Source organism: Ramlibacter tataouinensis (assembly GCF_001580455.1).
Classification (GTDB): Bacteria; Pseudomonadota; Gammaproteobacteria; order Burkholderiales; family Burkholderiaceae_C; genus Ramlibacter; species Ramlibacter tataouinensis_B.
Genome location: NZ_CP010951.1, coordinates 2,719,103 through 2,736,427 on the forward strand (window position 1 = coordinate 2,719,103; position 17,325 = coordinate 2,736,427).

The window sequence follows — 17,325 nt, forward strand, 5'->3', positions numbered from 1 at the left end:
GGTCCCTTGAGCAGGGGGAGAAAGGGTGTGTCCAGCCGTGCATCCGGCCAAACTCTTCGAGGCGACTGCCAAAGTGCACCAGCGACTGCGTCGAGAGAATACCGGCTTCGAAAAGCACTTGCTCAACTCAGCATATGAAATTGAACATGGATCCAACCGCGTGGCCGGCCGGGGAATACGAAATGGGCCTCGCCGAACAAATGGTCATGAGGTCCGAGGCCGGATATGCAGAAGGGGCGACCGGAGCCGTGACCGTTGCGTACGGCAGCTTGGCCGCCCGTGCAGGAATTCAAGCGCTGAAGAGCGGTGGAACGGCCATTGATGCGGCGCTGACAACGGCGATGATGCAGATCGTCTTGACGGCGGGCGCACCGATCAGCTTCTTCGGCATCCAGTCACTCGTCTATTACGAGGCCAAGACCGGCAAAGTGCACTGCATGAACGCCGAATGGAACACGGTTCGCGGAGAGGACGATCCGATGACCATCCCCGGCGGCTTTGACTTGGCCACCGGCATGAGCGGGTTGAAGGGCAAAGGGCCAGCGAGTGGCCGTACCGCTTTGGTTGGAGGGTTTCTCAAGGGAGTGGAGTCAGCTCACAGGCGCTTCGGAAAGCTTCCTTTCCATGCATTGTTCGACCCGAGCATCCATGCGGCAGCAACCGGCGTGCCGGTCAATCGGGACTTGGCACTCGCGTATTCGCTGAGGGCGGAAGATCTCGGCCGGTTGCCCGAAACTGCTTCGACTTTGAAGAAGCCAGATGGTTCGGTCTACGAATTGGGTGAATCCTTAAAACAGCCGGCGCTGGCTCGCACCCTGAGGGCGGTTGCCACCCTAGGCGCCGACTACATCTACCGCGGTCCGTGGGCGGAAAAGCTCGTGGCCGCTGTTCGGGCCGACGGTGGGCACATGACGCTGGAGGATCTGGCTCAATACGAGGTGATCTGGTCAGACGCTCTCGAAGCCAAGGTCGGCGAATACGAAGTCCGTACCTCACCTCCGCCCAACGCGGGCGGCGTTGCGCTCGTCGAAGCGCAGCTTCTCGCGCGTGCATCCGGCTTGGCCTCAGAGGCTCACTGGACCGAATCGGGTAGCTCATTGCGAAAGGCTGTTCAGATTGCTCAGATGTATATCCTGGACTATCTGCCTGAGGCAGCTAGGCAGGCCATCTACCCTGGTATGGAGTTCTCACCTGCAACCCGGCTCACACCCGAGCATGCACAGGATCTCTGGAAGCGCATGGAAGCCGGTGCCGTACCGTTCCAGTTTGCCAATCCAAGGCACTCCGACGACGTCGTGGCGATCGACAGTGAAGGAAACATTGCCGCGATCACGCATACTTCCAATACGGTCTTGTGGGGCAAAACGGCCATCAATATCGATGGGATTTCCATCCCCGATTCGGCGTCGTTTCAGCAGAGTTTGATTGCACGCGTGACGCCCGGTTCGCGGCTACCGGCGCCAACGGAGACAGGAATCGTATTTAAGGGCGGCAAGCCCATCCTTGGTTTTGCTTCGATGGGGTCGGGCCTTCACCATAGAACAATGCAGGCACTCCTGAACGTGACCGCGCACAAGATGTCCCTCCGCGAGGCGGTGAACACGCCGGATTTCTTCGGCTGCAAAATGGATCCTGCGACCGGTGCATTGACCATGCAGGTGCCGAAAGGGAAATTTTCAACAAGAGTCCTTGAAGAATCGGGCCTGCCTTTCGTTGAGATTGAGAGCGCGGAAGCGCGGTTCGGATCGGAAGGGATCTGGATCGGAATCCAGCGAGATCCGGAAACGGGCTGGCTGCAAGCGGTGTCTCACAATCGAAATAACAGTGGCGCATTCGCCTACTAGCCCGTAGGGCTTGACGCCCTTCCACCGTCTCGTTCCTTCGGTTCATTCGTGTTCCTAAAGCGCAATGCGCTTGGAACATTTCATTTGAAAAGAGTTCCCTATGCAAGCCTCGCCAAGCATGCACGATCGCGACGGCAAGATCTGGATTGACGGCCAACTCGTTGACTGGCGCGATGCCAAGATTCATGTCCTCACTCACACTCTGCACTACGGATGTGGAGCGTTTGAGGGTGTGAGAGCCTACCCCACAGAGAAGGGGCCGGCCATTTTTCGCTTGCGCGAACACACCGAGCGCCTCTTTAACAGCGCGAAGATTCTGAGGATGAAAATTCCATTCTCGCTGCAGGAGGTGATGGATGCTCAGAAGGAGGTCGTTACCGCCAATGGCCTCCAAAGCGGATACCTACGCCCGTTGACATGGCTCGGCTCCGAAAAGCTCGGTGTGAGTCCCAAGGGCAATAAGGTGCACTTGATGGTCGCGGCCTGGGCTTGGGGGGCCTATCTTGGTGAAGAGGGCCTGAAGAGAGGAATCCGGGTCAAGACATCGAGCTACACCCGTCATCACGTCAACATCACGATGACCCAAGCAAAGGCGGTAAGCAACTACACCAACTCCATTTTGGCCAATATGGAGGCTACCGAAGACGGCTATGACGAGGCGCTGCTTTTGGATGCGAGCGGATTCGTAAGCGAGGGTGCTGGGGAAAACGTCTTTCTCGTAAAAGACGACCGGATCTACACGCCTGATCTTTCCGCCGGTGCCCTTAACGGCATCACGCGCAACACAATCTTCGCCATCTGCCGTGACCTCGGCGTGCAAGTGGTCGAGAAAAGAATCACTCGAGACGAAGCCTATCTCGCCGACGAGGCATTCTTTACGGGTACCGCGGCGGAGGTTACGCCTATTCGCGAGCTCGATCGCATTCAAATCGGCCAGGGATCGCGCGGGGCGCTCACTGAAAAAATCCAATCGGCCTACTTTGACATTGTTCACGGTCGGAATCCAAAGTATTCCGAATGGTTGACAAGCGTTTGAGCCGAAGGGCATCGCGGTGAGCGCGACCACGAGCCCGTCCCCAAAGGTGTTCGTGTGCGCCATCATCCCCATTCGCCACTACTCCGAGAGGCGTCAGCGCGTGAAGGCATAGCGGTGCTGGAAAAGTGCGCGCCCCGCTGAAAGTATGCGCTTGGCGGGCTTGCGGCTCGTAAACACGCCGATTTCGTTTCGGCTGCTTAGGCTGCGAAACGAAAGTGTGGCTCCAATTTCGGCCATTCAAAATTTCACTTAGGAAAACGAGTCAAACCGAGCGCAGTTTCGTTGGGGCATTAGATGCGGGAGGTTACCTTTCGAACTAGGGTAGATCGACGTGGGTGGGCTAGAGCGCTCAAAGACGCAACCCCTTCGTCGATTCCCAAATTTTGATCGGCCGCGACCTCCAAGCCGCGCGTTGTGTGCCTAAACAGCCGAATGAACCGACATGCACGCCACAAGAACGTTTCCCCCCCTCACGCTCCTCGGAATGGGTTTACTCCTGAGTCTGGCCTGCAAAGGCCAGGTCGTCACAAGCAAGAACATCAACGACGCACCAAGCGAGGAGGCGCAACGGCGGGCACTGAGTCCGTTTCGGGTCATCTTGAATAGCTCGCGCAACTCGGACACCGCGACGCAACGAGCCAATTCGCCAGCTTCCGCCACGTCTAAGAAGACCAAGAAGGCACCCGGCGAAAAAGGCAGCGACGTACCCGTGAACGACGGAGGCGATCGCGCAGCTCAGCCTGATTTGAAAGCGGAGGCACCTGCGCCCACTGCGCCTCAGCTCTCAAGCACTTTCCCTCCAGCCGGCAGCAAGGAGTCTCTCAACGCCGTCGCAGGCACTCCAGGCCGAACCGCCTCAAGCGGGCATCGGTTGGCCGATGACACTCAAGGTCCAGGAGAAGTGGCCGCGACAGCCCCTACCCATGGGAATGAGCCGGCTTTGGTTCCAGTCCGCCAGGATTCCCCGGACTTGGGACGTATGAAGGCAACCGCGCGGGCCACAGTCAAGGTGGGGTTCGATGTGAACCCAGATGGATCGACCACAGACGTACGCATTCTCGCGAGCACAAACGTGCGCCTGAACGGCGCCAGCCTCGCCGCTGTCGGCAAGTGGCAATTCAAGCCCATTCAGAACCGCCGGTCGGCCAACGTCGAGTTCGTATTCGAGCCTGAGCATTGAGGCGAAGGATCTGAAGGACACAAAAGTCCGCTGTGAGAAGGGCGGGAAGACTTGCCGCGCACGTGGGCATCGCGCACGTTCTGCAGCTGAGCCCGACCGCCATTTCTACTCCTAAACCTTCGCATGGAATCTGCAAAGCAACTAGAGAATCCCGTCGCCGCGGTAGTTACGACGCCACCCCCACGTGGGACATTTCTGGCAGTTGTCGGGCTGTTGATTTCGATGCTACTGGCAGCCATCGATCAAACGATCGTCAGCACCGCGCTTCCAGTGATCATGGGAGAACTTGGTGGCCTCGAGCGCCTCTCATGGGTCGTCACGGCCTATATGCTCGCTCAAACGGTCGTCACTCCCCTCTACGGCAAACTCGGCGACCTCTACGGCCGAAAGCGCATGCTTCAGGTGTCGGTCTTGATATTCCTGGTAGGTTCAGCTTTGTGCGGCGTGAGCCGAAACGTGCCTGAACTGATCGTTTTCCGTGCCGTCCAGGGCGCTGGTGGAGGCGGCCTGGTCGTGACGGCAATGGCCGTCATGGCAGAGATCGTTCCAGTAGGTGAGCGCGGACGCTCCCAGGGACTGTTCGGAGCGGCGTTCGTCATTGCTAGCGCTGCAGGGCCGGTGATAGGTGGCTACTTCGCCACGCATCTGTCTTGGCGATGGATCTTCTACATCAACCTGCCGCTCGGCGTACTCGCGCTAGTGCTAGCCGCTGCTACGTTGCCATCGATGGCTGCAAGCAGGACGCGTCGTATCGACTATGCAGGCGCACTATTGCTTGCGCTTGGGCTGGCCGCAGTGGTCCTACTCGCAGACGTGAGCGTCGAGGCGGGTACTTGGCTGCTGCCAGTGGCAGTGGGTGGTCTGATGGCGTTCGTTGCTTTCATTTTTGTAGAGCGGCACGCGGCGGAGCCGATTCTCCCTCTTCGCCTCTTCCACCACCGCACTTTTCAAGTGGCTGCTGGAGTGGGTCTGATTGTCGGCTTCGCGATGTTTGGGTCTATCACCTACATCCCCATCTTCCTGCAGATTGCAAAGGGCGCGACCCCGACTGAAGCGGGTCTGCAGATCCTGCCGCTGATCGCGGGCATGCTGTTGTCGTCAATTGCTTCCAGCCACATGATCAGTCGAAATGGGCGGTTTCGGCATTTTCCCATCCTCGGTATGGCGGTCATAACGGGTGCGCTGCTACTGCTTTCTTTCGTCCGCGTTGATACCTCGGTCGCCCTCGTCCTGGTGTTGGCAGCACTACTTGGCATGGGCATCGGATGCGTGATGCAGGTTTTGGTAGTCGCAGTGCAAAACGCCGTTGACCACCAGGACCTAGGCGTCGCGACCGCAGGTAGCATGCTGTTCCGATCCATCGGTGGCTCGCTGGGGACGGCGGCGCTGGGTGCGGTGTTCGTGGCGGCCATCGCGAACCTCATGCCGCTGACAATTCCGATGGCCAACCTCCAGGACCTCACGCACATGCCGCCCACAGAACGTGCCGCCTACGCACAAGCGTCTACGCAAGCCATGGCATTAGTATTCCGTGTGGCCGCCTCGGTGACGCTGGTTGGCTTCGCATTGACTTGGCTATTGCCCCGAGGCGCTTTGGGCGGGAGTGTCAAGAGCCTGCACGGCCACTGAAAGGCTTTGGATGAAGGCCGATGTTGGTCAGCGCAACCCCTATGCAGAAAGCTTACTGCGCGCCCACGCCTCTGTGGCGCGCGTCACTCCGTCCCTGCATCGCTCAAGCAGTTCGCCCACTCGGTCGGCGTTGCGCGCAACCTCGGCCATCACCTGAGCCTCTTGCCCAATGCCGAGGTACTCTGTTGCAACGCTGATGAATCCACCTGCATTGACGAGGAGATCAGGCAAGTCAAGACCCCCCGCGCGTAAAGTGCGTCGCCATCCTCCAGCTTCGCGAGCTGGTTGTTTTGCCGCACCTGCGACGATGGGTGCCTGAATCGAAGGAACCGTAGCCGAATTCAGGATCGCGCTCAATGCGTAGGGCGCAAGGACATCCGCGGGGACAGAGAGAATCTCTTCAGGAGAAACCACACGCGCACGGAACCGTACCTCGGCTTCGGATGCGAGTGTTTGAATTCAGTTCAAGCGAATGAAACGCCATCTAGTGAGGCCTTCAAGCGATGAACCCGCGGGGCCTCGCACAATCAGACCACCAGCGCCGCAACCGCCTACTGACTGATATTCGGGCCGGGTGGGCGGACTCATAAGGATCAGCCTAGCCGATTCTTCACCAGCTCGCCGGCACGACAGATGACGCTCAGATTTTCGCCATTTGCTTCAAGCAGCGAAATGTCTTTCAGTGGATCACCGTCAACGACGAGAAGATCGGCATGGGCGCCGGCGCGCACGCATCCCAGACGCCCTTCCTGCATCATCATCTCCGCAGAAACGCTTGTCGCCTGCCTCAGGATTTCTAGTGGTGAAAATACCTGCTTGCGAAGCGCGAACTCGCGGCACTGCTGTCGATAAAGCTCTCCGAGGAGGTCGGTGCCAAAGCACACCTTGACGCCAGCATTTCGCATCTTATCGAGGCCAGAAACTGCAGACATCCAGGCGTGATCCGCCTTTTCTTGGCTCTGAGGTGCAAATCCGATCGACCGTCCCATTTGCACCAGTTGCTCTACGATGATTAGGGTGGGGACAATGTAGGCGCCTCGCTGCGCGACGAATTTGGCAGTTTCATCGTCGATCAGTGTCGCATGCTCGATTGAGCGAACGCCAAATTCGACGCACCGACGGACAGCCGCCGCAGGATGGCAATGAGCTGCCACGTATGTCCGTCGCTCCGTGCATTCGTTGACAATCGCCCGGATCTCGTCTTCGCGGTATTGATTCATCCAGATTGGGTCGGTCGGGCTGATGACCCCGCCGCTGCCCATGATCTTGATGAAATGTGCCCCTTGTCGCAGCTCCTCCCGGGTCATCTTGATGCACTCATCGACTCCATCCGCAACCACTGCACAGCAATTGAAGACAGTTCCCGCGCAAGCGCAAAGAGCGCGGTAACGAGGGGCCTCTTCGACTTGACGGAAGTCCCCGTGGCCGCCGGTCATCGTCAGAATTTTTCCTGAGTAGAAGTAGCGTGGCCCCTCGAACAGCTTGTCCGCGAGGGCCTTGGCCATACTAAAGCTCCCGCCGCCGATGTCACGTACCGCTGTGAAGCCGCACTGCAATGCGAACTGAAGCATGCGCACCGCGTGCGCCGTTCGGTAGGCTTCGCCCCATCCTTCCATTTTTTGAACGACGCTGTCGCTTGCAAACGGATGAACGTGGCAGTCGATCATTCCCGGCATTAGCGTCCTGCCAGCGACGTCGACAACGCGCGCGTCGGCTACCTTTGGCGCGGTAGTTGTCAATTCCTGGATCAACCCGTCTGCGACGACAACATTGATGCCTTCGGCGCAGTCACCATTGACCCCATCAAACACGCGGGCATTCTTGAAGACCAGTGTTTGGCTCATTCCCTGCGCCTTTAGCGAATGCCGTCCGCCACGGCACAGCGGCGGGGGTCCGCCACAGCGATGTAATTGCCCGTTTCTTCGTCACGCGTGATGACCGAGAACGAACCCATGTGGTAGTCGTAAGAAGGTGACACAGATACGCGCACTCCAAGTTTGTGCAAGTCCTCGACGGTTCCGGTTGGAAGTCGGTCCTCGATGACTATCCCGCGCGCTTCGGTCATCGGCAGCATTCGCGGTGCATCGACGGCAGCATATGGGTCAAGCTTGAAGTCCAGCAAGTAGCTCAGGACTTGAGGAACCGTGCAATGCACGTTGCCTGGCGAACCCGCTGAAGCGATCGGTCGGCCGTTCTTCAGCACCATGGTATTGCCGATGATGCAACGTGACTTAGCATTGGGCACCAGCGTCGCATCCATAGGGCTTTGCAAGTTGCCGAACGTCGCGTGACTTCCGACCATGGGGATCCCCTCGACGACCATGCCCGGAATGCCGGAACCTTGCAGTGTGTTCATCATCTGCACCCAGTTACCCTCTGAGTCGACGACGGCCAGTTCGCATGATCCCGACGGTTGATCGCTGTTTGATTTCGCGAGACGTGGCTTGCCACCCGTGCCGGTGAACGCCGACATCAGATCTCCACCTGCTGCAGCGTCGCCAGAAAGCTTGATGTGCTGAGTCAGGTCGACCTTCGGGCGGGACTTGGAAATCATCTTTGCTAGATGAGCGTGGTAGCCGTCATCGAGGAGTTCATCTCGCGGCACACCGTAGATCGAGTCATCCTGGGCATACTCCCAGTGTCGCTGCGCCTGCCGCAGTGCATGGCCCATGGCCCACACGTGGTCAGCACTCCCGGGTTTCATTTCTCGAATGCCGAGGTGCTTTAGTACGCCGAGCGTGATGGCAATGTAGATACCCTGAGCCTGCGGCGGCCCAAGGCTGACGATTTCGAGATCGTGGTATGCGAATTTCAAAGGATCCACCCAGCGCGGCGGTACCTCTGTCATGTGATCCATCTTGATCTTCCAGCCCATGTCGTTGGCCTTTTTTACGAAGGCTTCCGCCCAGCGGCCGGTGATCATGTAGTCGGGGCCGTGTTCTGCGACTGCACGCAGTGTCTTCGCCATTCCCGGAGGCACGAAGATATCGCCTACATTGGGAAAGAAGCCATTCGGCTGGTAGAAGTCGCGGCCTTCCGGGAAGTAGGTGATGAACTTCTCACCGAAGATGTTCACGCCGAATTCAAACGTCGATACTGGGTGCCCCTGCTCGGCCCACTTCACCGCGGGCGCGCAAAGGTCGCCCCATGAACGGCTGCCGAAGCGCTCGTGGATCGCCTTCAGCCCCGGCATGAAGCCGGGAATGATTGCCGACGGGGGCATCGCCGCGTATGAGCCCATCGACGGGGGCACTGGTTTGAAGGGCGGCAGCCCGGAAGGGAACGCGCCGAGGCTGTCGAGCTGGTGGACCTTGCCAGTCTTCGCTTCGTAGTAGAGGAACGTGACCAAGCCGGTGTGATTGGTCATGAACGGTTCAACGGCCGCTTGCACGAGGCATCCTGCGATTCCAGCGTCGGCCGCGTTGCCGCCCGCTTTGAGCACGTCCACCATCACTTCGGTGACGATGGCGGAATCGGTGGTGACCGCGGCCTTCAGGCCGCCCACTGCGGCTTTGGGGCCGGGGTTGACAATGTACTTCGAGAAATCCATGGAGCCCTCTCTGATAAGACGAGGGCATACCTTACGGACACGGTCGCGTCCGCGCTTCGGCAGGCGTCAGGGCTTCTTAGGATTTTTAAACGATCAGTGCAGAGCGGGCTGACTTTCGTCCGTGCGCATACGCACCTGTGCGGCAAACTCCCTCGGCGACATCCCCGTGACTTCGCGGAACGCAGTCGTGAAACTGCTCTGGTGTTGGTATCCGACTGCGTCAGATACCTGGCCCACATTCAGCTTTCCTTCGACGATGAGCGCCTGCGCGCGTTCGATCCGGCGGTGCAGCGTGTACTCCTGCGGAGTCACGCCGATGCAGCTGCGAAAGAGTTGATTGATCTTCGTACGATTCGTGCCCAGTTCCGACGCAAGCTCCTGCAGCTTGGGCGGCTGGGTACAGCGATCGAGAAGGATGCGCCTCGCATTCGCAAGCAACTCCGCGTCCCTACCGCGCAGTCCGAACGATTGCCCTGAAGAAAAGCGGGCCTTCCAAGTCGACGCGACAAGTGCGAGTAGTTCGGCCGCACGCCCCTCGATTTGCATCTGCCTCAGGCCCCCGGTCAACCGGCTATGGCGCAAATCCTCGACCAGCGCCGCGATCTCTGGGCGCATCGGCAACGTCGCCTCCATAGCGGGAACGTCACGTCCGTCTTCGATGAAGCGTTGTAACGGAGGAGGCAGGTCATCAGCTACTACTCCATAGTGCTCAAACAAGGCGCGCGGCTGCATGAGGACGGTAATGGCGCATTGGTGCCGCCCCGCCCCGATCCTGACATTCATTGGCGTGCCCCGTGGAATCGTCGAGACGGTGATTTCCGGGATGCGGAACACCCATGGAGCAGTGCCTCGAGGCTCGTAGCTGCAGTTGGTGGATACTGCTGCCCGCACAAGGAGAAGATCGGAGGTTGCCTCGGCCTGGTAGGTGATCTCCCGGTCGAATCTTGCGTCTACAAGGGAAACGATCGCCGACTTCGTCAAATAGCTAGTCATGGTTCCGCCCCCCGCGCCGAGCTGGCCAAGATCGTAGAAGCGGGTCGAGCCGGAGGAGAGAGACTCGGGTAGCTGCCTCAAGGCCCGCTCAGAAAACTTAAGTAAATGTTCTACCATGGGATCCCCAAGACATTCAGTGGTGTATTATTTAAATCGGAAGAGGACTTCCGGTCAAGCGGAATTTTCTGGCTGATCAGAGGATATGCATACAGTAGTGCACGCTATGGAGGATGGTTGTGGCAAATCTCGTTCCCAAGGTCCCGGCAGAGACCTGGCTGGCAACAGCGCAGCAGGTGCTCGTCGAAGAGGGAATCGACGCCGTCAAGGTTGATCGCCTTGCGCAACGGCTCGGGGTGACGCGCGGCGGCTTTTATCATCACTTCAACGACCGAGCGGATCTTCTTTCGCGACTGCTCGCACTCTGGAGCGGCACCGCGCTTTTTGTTCCGCCCGGACTGTCACTTCGTAGTCCGGCTGAGGCGCTTCAGGCAATCGACGGCGTTGTCGAGCATCTGATACGCGAGGATTCCTACGACCCCCATTTCGACCTCGCAGTCCGTGAGTGGGCGAGATCGGATGCTTCGGTGGCAGCGGCCGTCGCAGGAATGGACGCAGAGCGCATCGCGGCCCTCTACAAGATCTTTCTCGCACTGGGCTGCAACAAGCAGGAAGCAGACATTCGTGCTCGCGTGTTCTATTTCCACCAGATCGGGTACTACGCAATAGGCATCGCTGAGCCTGACTCAGGCCGTCGCGAGAGAGCTCGCGTCTATCTGGAAATCCTTTGCGGTGAGGCCAACCTAGCACGCGCACGCTCACATGCCGTGGAGGAGAAGCATCGAGCGCCGGCTTAGATGGCCGGTTCCTTGAAGCCGATGGCCTAATTTTCCCTTGCTCAAGCCAAAGCCATCGCCCTTCGTTGTCGGTACGCTCGAGTGCATCTATGCGTACACGATATTCCGCTTGGAATCTTCTCGCTGCTTCTCCAGGTCATCAGGACTGGGCGCCAGCCTGGCGTGAAGCCGAGCCAAAAAAGCGATATGACGTCATCATCATCGGCGGTGGCGGCCATGGACTCGCAACCGCTTACTACCTTGCGAAGAACCACGGCATTCGGGACGTCGCGATCGTCGAGGCTGGCTGGCTGGGCGGAGGCAATACTGGCCGCAACACCACGATCATCCGGTCAAACTATTTGTACCCGGAGAGTGCGCGCCTCTATGAGCATTCGCTTCGTCTCTATGAAGGACTGTCGAAAGAGCTGAACTACAACATCATGTTCAGCCAGCGCGGCATCGTAACGACCGCGCACAGTCGGCACGATCTCGATGCGCAGAGCCGGTGGGCAAATGCGATGAGGTGCAATGGGATTGACGCGGAGCTGCTGGATGTCGAGCAGATGCGCGCTTTGATCCCGCGTTTGAATTTGAGTAAGGAATCGCGCTTTCCCATCTTGGGCGGTTTCATTCAGAGGCGGGCTGGACCGGCACGCCACGACGCGGTCGCCTGGGGATATGCGCGGGGTGCCTCCGCATTGGGCGTTGACATCATTCAGGGCTGCCCGGTCACGGGCTTTATCAAAGAAGGTGCCCGCGTCGCAGGTGTTCAGACTCCGCGCGGCGACATTCGTGCGGAAAAGGTCGCGATGGCCGTCGCCGGCCATTCCACTGTACTGGCATCGATGGCGGGGTTCCGCTTGCCGGTCACGAGTTATGGCCTGCAGGCCATGGTGAGCGAGCCGATCAAGCCCGTCCTCGACACAGTCATGCTTTCACCCGCCGTTGGAGCTTATTGGAGTCAAAGCGACAAGGGTGAAATCGTATTTGGCGGAGCTCTCGACCACTTCCCTTCCTATGCGCAACGCGGGAGCTATGCGATCACACAACAAGTCCTTGCCGCGACGTTGGAGATGTTTCCATCGTTCTCGCGCCTACGAATGTTGCGCCAATGGGCCGGCATCGTGGACGTCGTGCAGGACTCGAGCCCCATTATCGGCCCGACGCCAGTTCCAGGCCTCTACATCAATTGCGGCTGGGGCACAGGCGGCTTCAAGGCAATACCCGTTGGCGGATGGACGCTTGCGCATGTGTTGGCCACCGGCCGCAATCACGAACTCGCCGAGCCGTTCCAGCTTGAGCGTTTCGCCACGGGCCGCTTGATCGACGAAGCCGCGGCAGCGGGAATCGCGCATTGACAAGGACGCGACACACATGATGCAAATCGAGTGCCCGAATTGCGGGCCCCGCCCCGAGAATGAGTTCCATTGCGGAGGGCAAAGTCACATTCAGCGGCCGCCTCTTGCATGCTCCGACGAAGCATGGGGCGAATACATTTTCGGTCGCGACAACCCGAAGGGTGACCACGCTGAACGTTGGCGGCATACGTTCGGATGCGGCCGCTGGTTCAACATGATCCGCAGCACCGCGACGCACGAAATCAAGGTCATCTACGCGATGACCGAACCGCGCCCGAGGGGGACGTCCTAATGGCTGGTTATCGACTGCCCGAACCCGCGGGAAATGCGCTGAATCGCCGCCGAGCGATCAGCTTCAAGTTCAATGGCGATGACCTCTCCGGCTTTGCCGGCGACACTCTGGCGTCAGCCCTTCTCGCGAATGGAGAGCGGCTGATCGGCCGTAGCTTCAAGTACCACCGTCCCCGTGGCATCGTCTCCTGCGGTGTCGAGGAACCCACTGGCTTGTTTGATATCGGTGACCGCGCAGCGCGCGTGGCGAACACGAGGGCCACTGACGTCGCGCTCACCGAAGGCATGGTCGCGCGGACGGGCAATGCTTGGCCGAGTGTCCGGTTCGATGTCGGAGCGATTAACTCGCTTTTTGCGTCGGTGCTGACGGCAGGCTTTTACTACAAGACGTTCATGTGGCCGGATTGGCGACTCTTCGAGCCAATGATCCGCAAGATGGCAGGATTGGGCTTCGCCGGCGACGGGCCAGACCCCGACCGTTATGACGAGCTGTCGCTAAGGGCTGAAGTCCTGGTAGTTGGTGCGGGCCTAGCGGGTCTTGAGGCTGCGGTTGCCGCTGCAGAACAGGGTGCGCAAGTCCTGCTTGTCGAATCGGATACGTGGATGGGCGGATGGGCTGCGACCGTCGCGGCCGGGTCTGGAAAAGACGGCGCAGATATGCGCAGAACCGTAGCCTCTCTGATCGAGCGTGCGTCCAAAGCTGGCGTCACCATACGAATGGGGACGACAGTTTTCGGCCTATATGACCACGGTCTGGCGGTTGCTGTTGAGAACGGTTCGAGGGTTGTTCGCGAAAGAACGATCAAGATCCGTGCCGGCCGTACGATCCTTGCAACGGGCGCGTTTGATCGGCCAATGCTATTTCCCGACAACGATCGCCCCGGCGTGATGTTCGCTCATGGTGCCGAGCGATATGCCGCTCACTATGGCGTGGCGGTCGGCAAACGCGTAGTAGTTGCGAGCTCGTGCCAAGCGGGCCTAGATCTGGTTACGCGCTTGCGTGGCTGGGGAGTCAACGTGGTGAGCGTCTTGGACTTCCGGAAGGGCGACTATGTTGTTGGAGTCCGTGGGCGAACCGAAGTGACGGGGGTCACGTTCGTAAGCCAAGGCGACCCAAAGCACCGCAACATCGAAGCCGACACTCTTCTGCATACTGGTGGTCTCACGCCGAATGTCAGCTTGCATTCGCAAGCGGGAGGGGGGCTGAGGTGGGACGACGAGGCATCGATGTTCGTCCCTTCACGTTTGGCGCAGGGTGTCGGTGTGGTGGGCGCGTGCGCTGGGGTGTTCGACCTCGGGGACGCGCTCGAGCATGCCCGCCAGGTGGGACTGGGTCGTATCGTCGATGCCCCTGTTGGGGGAGCCGGACACATTCCGGCGGTTAACAGTCCGCCGAAGGAACTGCTTGCAGGATCCTCAGGCAAGACCTTTGTCGATTTGCAGAACGACGTCTGCGAAACGGACGTGGCGCTGGCGGCACGCGAAAACTACCGGTCTGTGGAGCATCTCAAGCGGTACACCACCACAGGGATGGCGACCGATCAGGGGAAGACGAGCAACGTGAACGCCCTGGTCACGATGGGTCGACTCACGAGTCGCACGCCCAACCAGGTGGGAACAACGAAATTTCGGCCGCCGTATAAGCCTGTCACGCTCGGAGCCATCGTTGCCGGCCGAGGCGGAGAGCGCTACCGGCCGCTGAAGCGCATGCCCGCACACGCGTTTCATCAGTCTCGCGGCGCCTTGTTCGAAGAGTTTGGTGGTTGGTTGCGACCTGCCGCTTACCCGAAGGGGGATGAAAGCCTCGAAGCAGCCGCCGAGCGCGAAGCAGCGCATACGCGCAACAGCGTCAGTCTCTTCGAGGGATCGCCGCTCGGAAAGATTGAGGTCTACGGCCCGGACGCTGCAGCGTTCCTGGACCTAATGTATGTCGGCAACATCAGCACGATCGCGGTCGGCAACGCGCGGTACGGATTGATGCTGAACGAAAATGGCATTGTCGTTGACGATGGCATCGTAGCCCGTCTCGGGCCGGAGCACTTCTGGGTTAATACCACCAGCGGAGGAGCAGAGCGCGCCGCTCTGGCCTTTGAAGAATGGCTTCAGTGCGAGTTCGTCGACATGCATGTCTTCGTGCAGCCCGTTGTCAGCCAATGGGGCAATGTCACTGTTGCAGGACCGAAAGCCTGGAAGCTTCTGGAGGCGGCAGGGTTCGGCGCCGAACTCTCTCCCGCAGCGATGAAGCACATGACGATGCGGGAGGTCGACTACGCGGGCGTGCGGATGCGCGTGATGCGGGCGAGTTTCAGCGGCGAGTTGGGATATGAGATCAACGTTCCCGCTCTGCACACGCAGGCGCTGATGGAGCGGCTTTGGCGAGCTGGCGGTGCGTTCGGCCTTGATGTCGGCATGTATGGGATCGAAGCGCTGATGCTGATGCGCCTAGAAAAGGGCTTTTTGCACGTTGGCGCCGACACCGATGGCACGACCCTCCCTCAAGACGTCGGAATGGCTCGTGGTTTGGACAAGAAGGCGGCGAATTTTGTCGGACGCCGTTCAATGCTCCGCGCTGCCGGGCAGGATCCCAGCCGTATGCAACTGGTAGGCCTTGTTCCAACCGACAAGCGAACGCGCCTTCCTGTTGGCGCCCACATCGTTCCGCATCGGCCTCCTTCACCTATCGAAGGATTCGTCACAAGCAGCGGATTCAGTCCGGCATTGCGCCATCCGGTAGCTCTCGCAATGCTCACGCGCGGCACGCAGCGCATCGGCGAACGGCTGCGGATCTATCACCTTGACACCGAGATCGAGGCGGAAGTCGTAAAGACGCCATTCTTCGATCCCGCGGGAGAACGACTACATGGTTGAACCACTAGCACAATTCAACAATGCATTTGAGCAGGACTCAGTCCCGTGGATCCAAGCGAGCGGCGGCTTCCCGGGAGTGCGACGCCTGGAGTCAATGCGAGTAGTGATGGTCCGTCACTTTGGGCAATCGCAAGAAGCTCGAGCCGCGTTCGACCAGGCAGGAGTGACTTGGCCTGCAAAAACGCTTGACATGCATGCAACGAGCGGCCTTGTCGTTGCGCGTCGGCACCCGGAAGAAGTCATCGTGCTTGGCGAGAGCGCCACTGCGATCAGCGACCTGCTCACCGCGCTTACACCGGGACGGGTACCCAACGCCATGGCGATCGACATGACGCATGGTCTTGGAACCGTTGAGCTGCACGGTCCGCGGCTTGATGGATGGCTCGCACGGCTTGTCGATCAGTCGGCAATCCCCACTGAGGGGCGCGCGAGCCGGTGCCGCCTGGTCGATATTCCAGTCCTGTTGCTGCGTCCTGCGACTGACAGCCTGCGACTGGTCGCCGATCGATCGCTATTTCCATATGTTGCCCACTGGCTCGCCTTTTCGCACGAGGGCGCGTTCGAAGATTCATGATGTTCCCGCATTTCATTCTCACAATCCGTTGCCGTGACAGGGCCGGCATCGTCGCAGCCGTCGCGACAGCACTGGCCGATTCACAGGCCTTCATCACAGAGAGCTCTCACTTCGGCGATCCCGAGACGGAACTGTTCTTTATGCGAACAGTCTTCCGCCCCACAGGCGCACTTGTCAGCACACTCGAAGACTTCCGGATCGTGCTCGAACCGGTCGCAAAGCGCCTCGGAATGGAACTCTCCCTGCACCCCGCCGAGCGGCGCACGAAGGTTCTTCTGGCGGTCAGCAAGCACGGCCATTGCCTCAACCACCTGTTGCACCAGTGGCACAGTGGCGAACTGCCCATCGACGTCGTCGGAGTTGTGAGCAACCACGAAGATATGCGCCGGCTCGTGGATTGGTATGGACTGCCCTATCACTATCTGCCGATGGCGGACGGCAAGCAGGCTCAGGAAGCGCGCTTCCGCGACGCGATTGCTTCAAGCGGCGCCGAATTGACGGTGTTGGCGCGTTACATGCAAGTGCTCTCGGACGAAATGTGCCGGCACCTTGAGGGTCGCTGCATCAACATTCACCACAGCTTCCTACCCAGCTTCAAAGGTGCGAAACCCTATCACCAGGCGTACGCGCGCGGCGTGAAGGTCGTGGGCGCCACTGCACACTACGTGACCAGTGACCTAGACGAAGGCCCGATCATCGAGCAGGAAACGCAGCGAGTGACGCACGCACTCGAAGCCGACACATTCGTGCGTATGGGCAAGGATATTGAGAACGTAGTGCTTGCGAGAGCAGTCCGTTGGCATGCTGAACATCGCGTTATGCTCAACGGAACCCGCACTGTGGTGTTTCAGTAACAAAAAGACTGCCGTCCGTAGCTGGCGCTTGATAGGCCCTGCGCGCGCGCGCAAAGCCCGCCTACGGGGCTTGCCCAGTCGCTGTTTGGCGCAACGGACGCGCCTAGGGCTTGCTTCGGGGTCGTTCGGAAGCGTTGTCCCACCTCTGTTGGGCGCAACATCAATGCAGCAAACATCCGGCCCCATGGAGTGAGTCGCCCTCAAGCCATCGAGTTTGAGCCTCCGAACGACTGAGGCTGCATTGTCCATAGCTCGAGGCCACATGTTTCGTTTCTCCTAAGAACCTCGCGCTGTGAGACTAAGGCCATGTGT

At 59.5% G+C, this 17,325-nt stretch carries 14 protein-coding genes; 10 read left to right on the forward strand and 4 right to left on the reverse strand.

Annotation, left to right across the window (positions count from 1 at the left end; genetic code table 11):
- Positions 1-134 precede the first annotated feature (134 nt).
- The 4 genes from UC35_RS13030 (at position 135) to UC35_RS13040 (ending at position 5,689) form a co-directional block, all read left to right on the forward strand.
- A complete protein-coding gene (locus UC35_RS13030; RefSeq protein ID WP_061500355.1) occupies positions 135-1,844 on the forward strand; it encodes a gamma-glutamyltransferase in 1,710 nt (569 codons plus the stop codon).
- Between the two features lie 100 nt (positions 1,845-1,944).
- Positions 1,945-2,880, forward strand: a complete 936-nt coding sequence (locus UC35_RS13035) for a branched-chain amino acid transaminase (protein WP_061500357.1) — start codon at positions 1,945-1,947, stop codon at positions 2,878-2,880.
- Positions 2,881-3,364: 484 nt separating this feature from the next.
- On the forward strand, positions 3,365-4,060 hold the full coding sequence (locus tag UC35_RS23070) for a TonB family protein (RefSeq protein WP_158513892.1): 696 nt from the start codon (positions 3,365-3,367) through the stop codon (positions 4,058-4,060).
- A 123-nt stretch (positions 4,061-4,183) separates the two neighbouring features.
- Positions 4,184-5,689 carry an MDR family MFS transporter gene (locus UC35_RS13040; RefSeq protein WP_061500358.1) on the forward strand — a complete coding sequence of 502 codons (1,506 nt, stop codon included), beginning with the start codon at positions 4,184-4,186 and terminating at the stop codon, positions 5,687-5,689.
- A gap of 39 nt (positions 5,690-5,728) precedes the next feature.
- On the opposite strand, the gene UC35_RS24470 is transcribed toward UC35_RS13040, so the two are convergent.
- The 4 genes from UC35_RS24470 to UC35_RS13055 all read right to left on the reverse strand — a co-directional run bounded on the left by UC35_RS24470 (position 5,729) and on the right by UC35_RS13055 (position 10,349).
- A complete protein-coding gene (locus UC35_RS24470; protein WP_415752674.1) occupies positions 5,729-6,103 on the reverse strand; it encodes a hypothetical protein in 375 nt (124 codons plus the stop codon).
- Between the two features lie 179 nt (positions 6,104-6,282).
- The gene (locus tag UC35_RS13045) at positions 6,283-7,533 is read right to left on the reverse strand and encodes a metal-dependent hydrolase family protein (protein ID WP_061500361.1); all 1,251 of its coding nucleotides are present in this window, start codon (positions 7,531-7,533) and stop codon (positions 6,283-6,285) included.
- A gap of 11 nt (positions 7,534-7,544) precedes the next feature.
- Positions 7,545-9,239, reverse strand: coding sequence for a gamma-glutamyltransferase (locus UC35_RS13050; protein ID WP_061500363.1), 1,695 nt, complete (start codon positions 9,237-9,239; stop codon positions 7,545-7,547).
- A gap of 93 nt (positions 9,240-9,332) precedes the next feature.
- On the reverse strand, positions 9,333-10,349 hold the full coding sequence (locus UC35_RS13055; protein WP_061500365.1) for a helix-turn-helix domain-containing protein: 1,017 nt from the start codon (positions 10,347-10,349) through the stop codon (positions 9,333-9,335).
- A 119-nt stretch (positions 10,350-10,468) separates the two neighbouring features.
- Here UC35_RS13055 and UC35_RS13060 point away from each other — a divergent pair, with 119 nt between their 5' ends.
- The 6 genes from UC35_RS13060 (at position 10,469) to purU (ending at position 17,013) form a co-directional block, all read left to right on the forward strand.
- A complete protein-coding gene (locus tag UC35_RS13060) occupies positions 10,469-11,086 on the forward strand; it encodes a TetR/AcrR family transcriptional regulator (RefSeq protein WP_158513893.1) in 618 nt (205 codons plus the stop codon).
- 89 nt (positions 11,087-11,175) lie between these two features.
- Entirely contained in the window at positions 11,176-12,426 is a 1,251-nt protein-coding gene (locus tag UC35_RS13065) for a sarcosine oxidase subunit beta family protein (protein WP_061500368.1), read from the forward strand.
- A gap of 19 nt (positions 12,427-12,445) precedes the next feature.
- Positions 12,446-12,718 carry a sarcosine oxidase subunit delta gene (locus UC35_RS23075; protein ID WP_227820562.1) on the forward strand — a complete coding sequence of 91 codons (273 nt, stop codon included), beginning with the start codon at positions 12,446-12,448 and terminating at the stop codon, positions 12,716-12,718.
- Positions 12,718-15,585, forward strand: coding sequence for a 2Fe-2S iron-sulfur cluster-binding protein (locus tag UC35_RS13070; protein ID WP_158513894.1), 2,868 nt, complete (start codon positions 12,718-12,720; stop codon positions 15,583-15,585). The genes UC35_RS23075 and UC35_RS13070 overlap by 1 nt, the downstream gene beginning before the upstream one ends.
- A gap of 190 nt (positions 15,586-15,775) precedes the next feature.
- Entirely contained in the window at positions 15,776-16,159 is a 384-nt protein-coding gene (locus tag UC35_RS23550) for a hypothetical protein (protein WP_145979425.1), read from the forward strand.
- Positions 16,156-17,013, forward strand: coding sequence for a formyltetrahydrofolate deformylase (purU, locus tag UC35_RS13075; protein WP_061500373.1), 858 nt, complete (start codon positions 16,156-16,158; stop codon positions 17,011-17,013). Before UC35_RS23550 ends, purU begins: the two co-directional genes overlap by 4 nt.
- Positions 17,014-17,325: the final 312 nt, after the last annotated feature.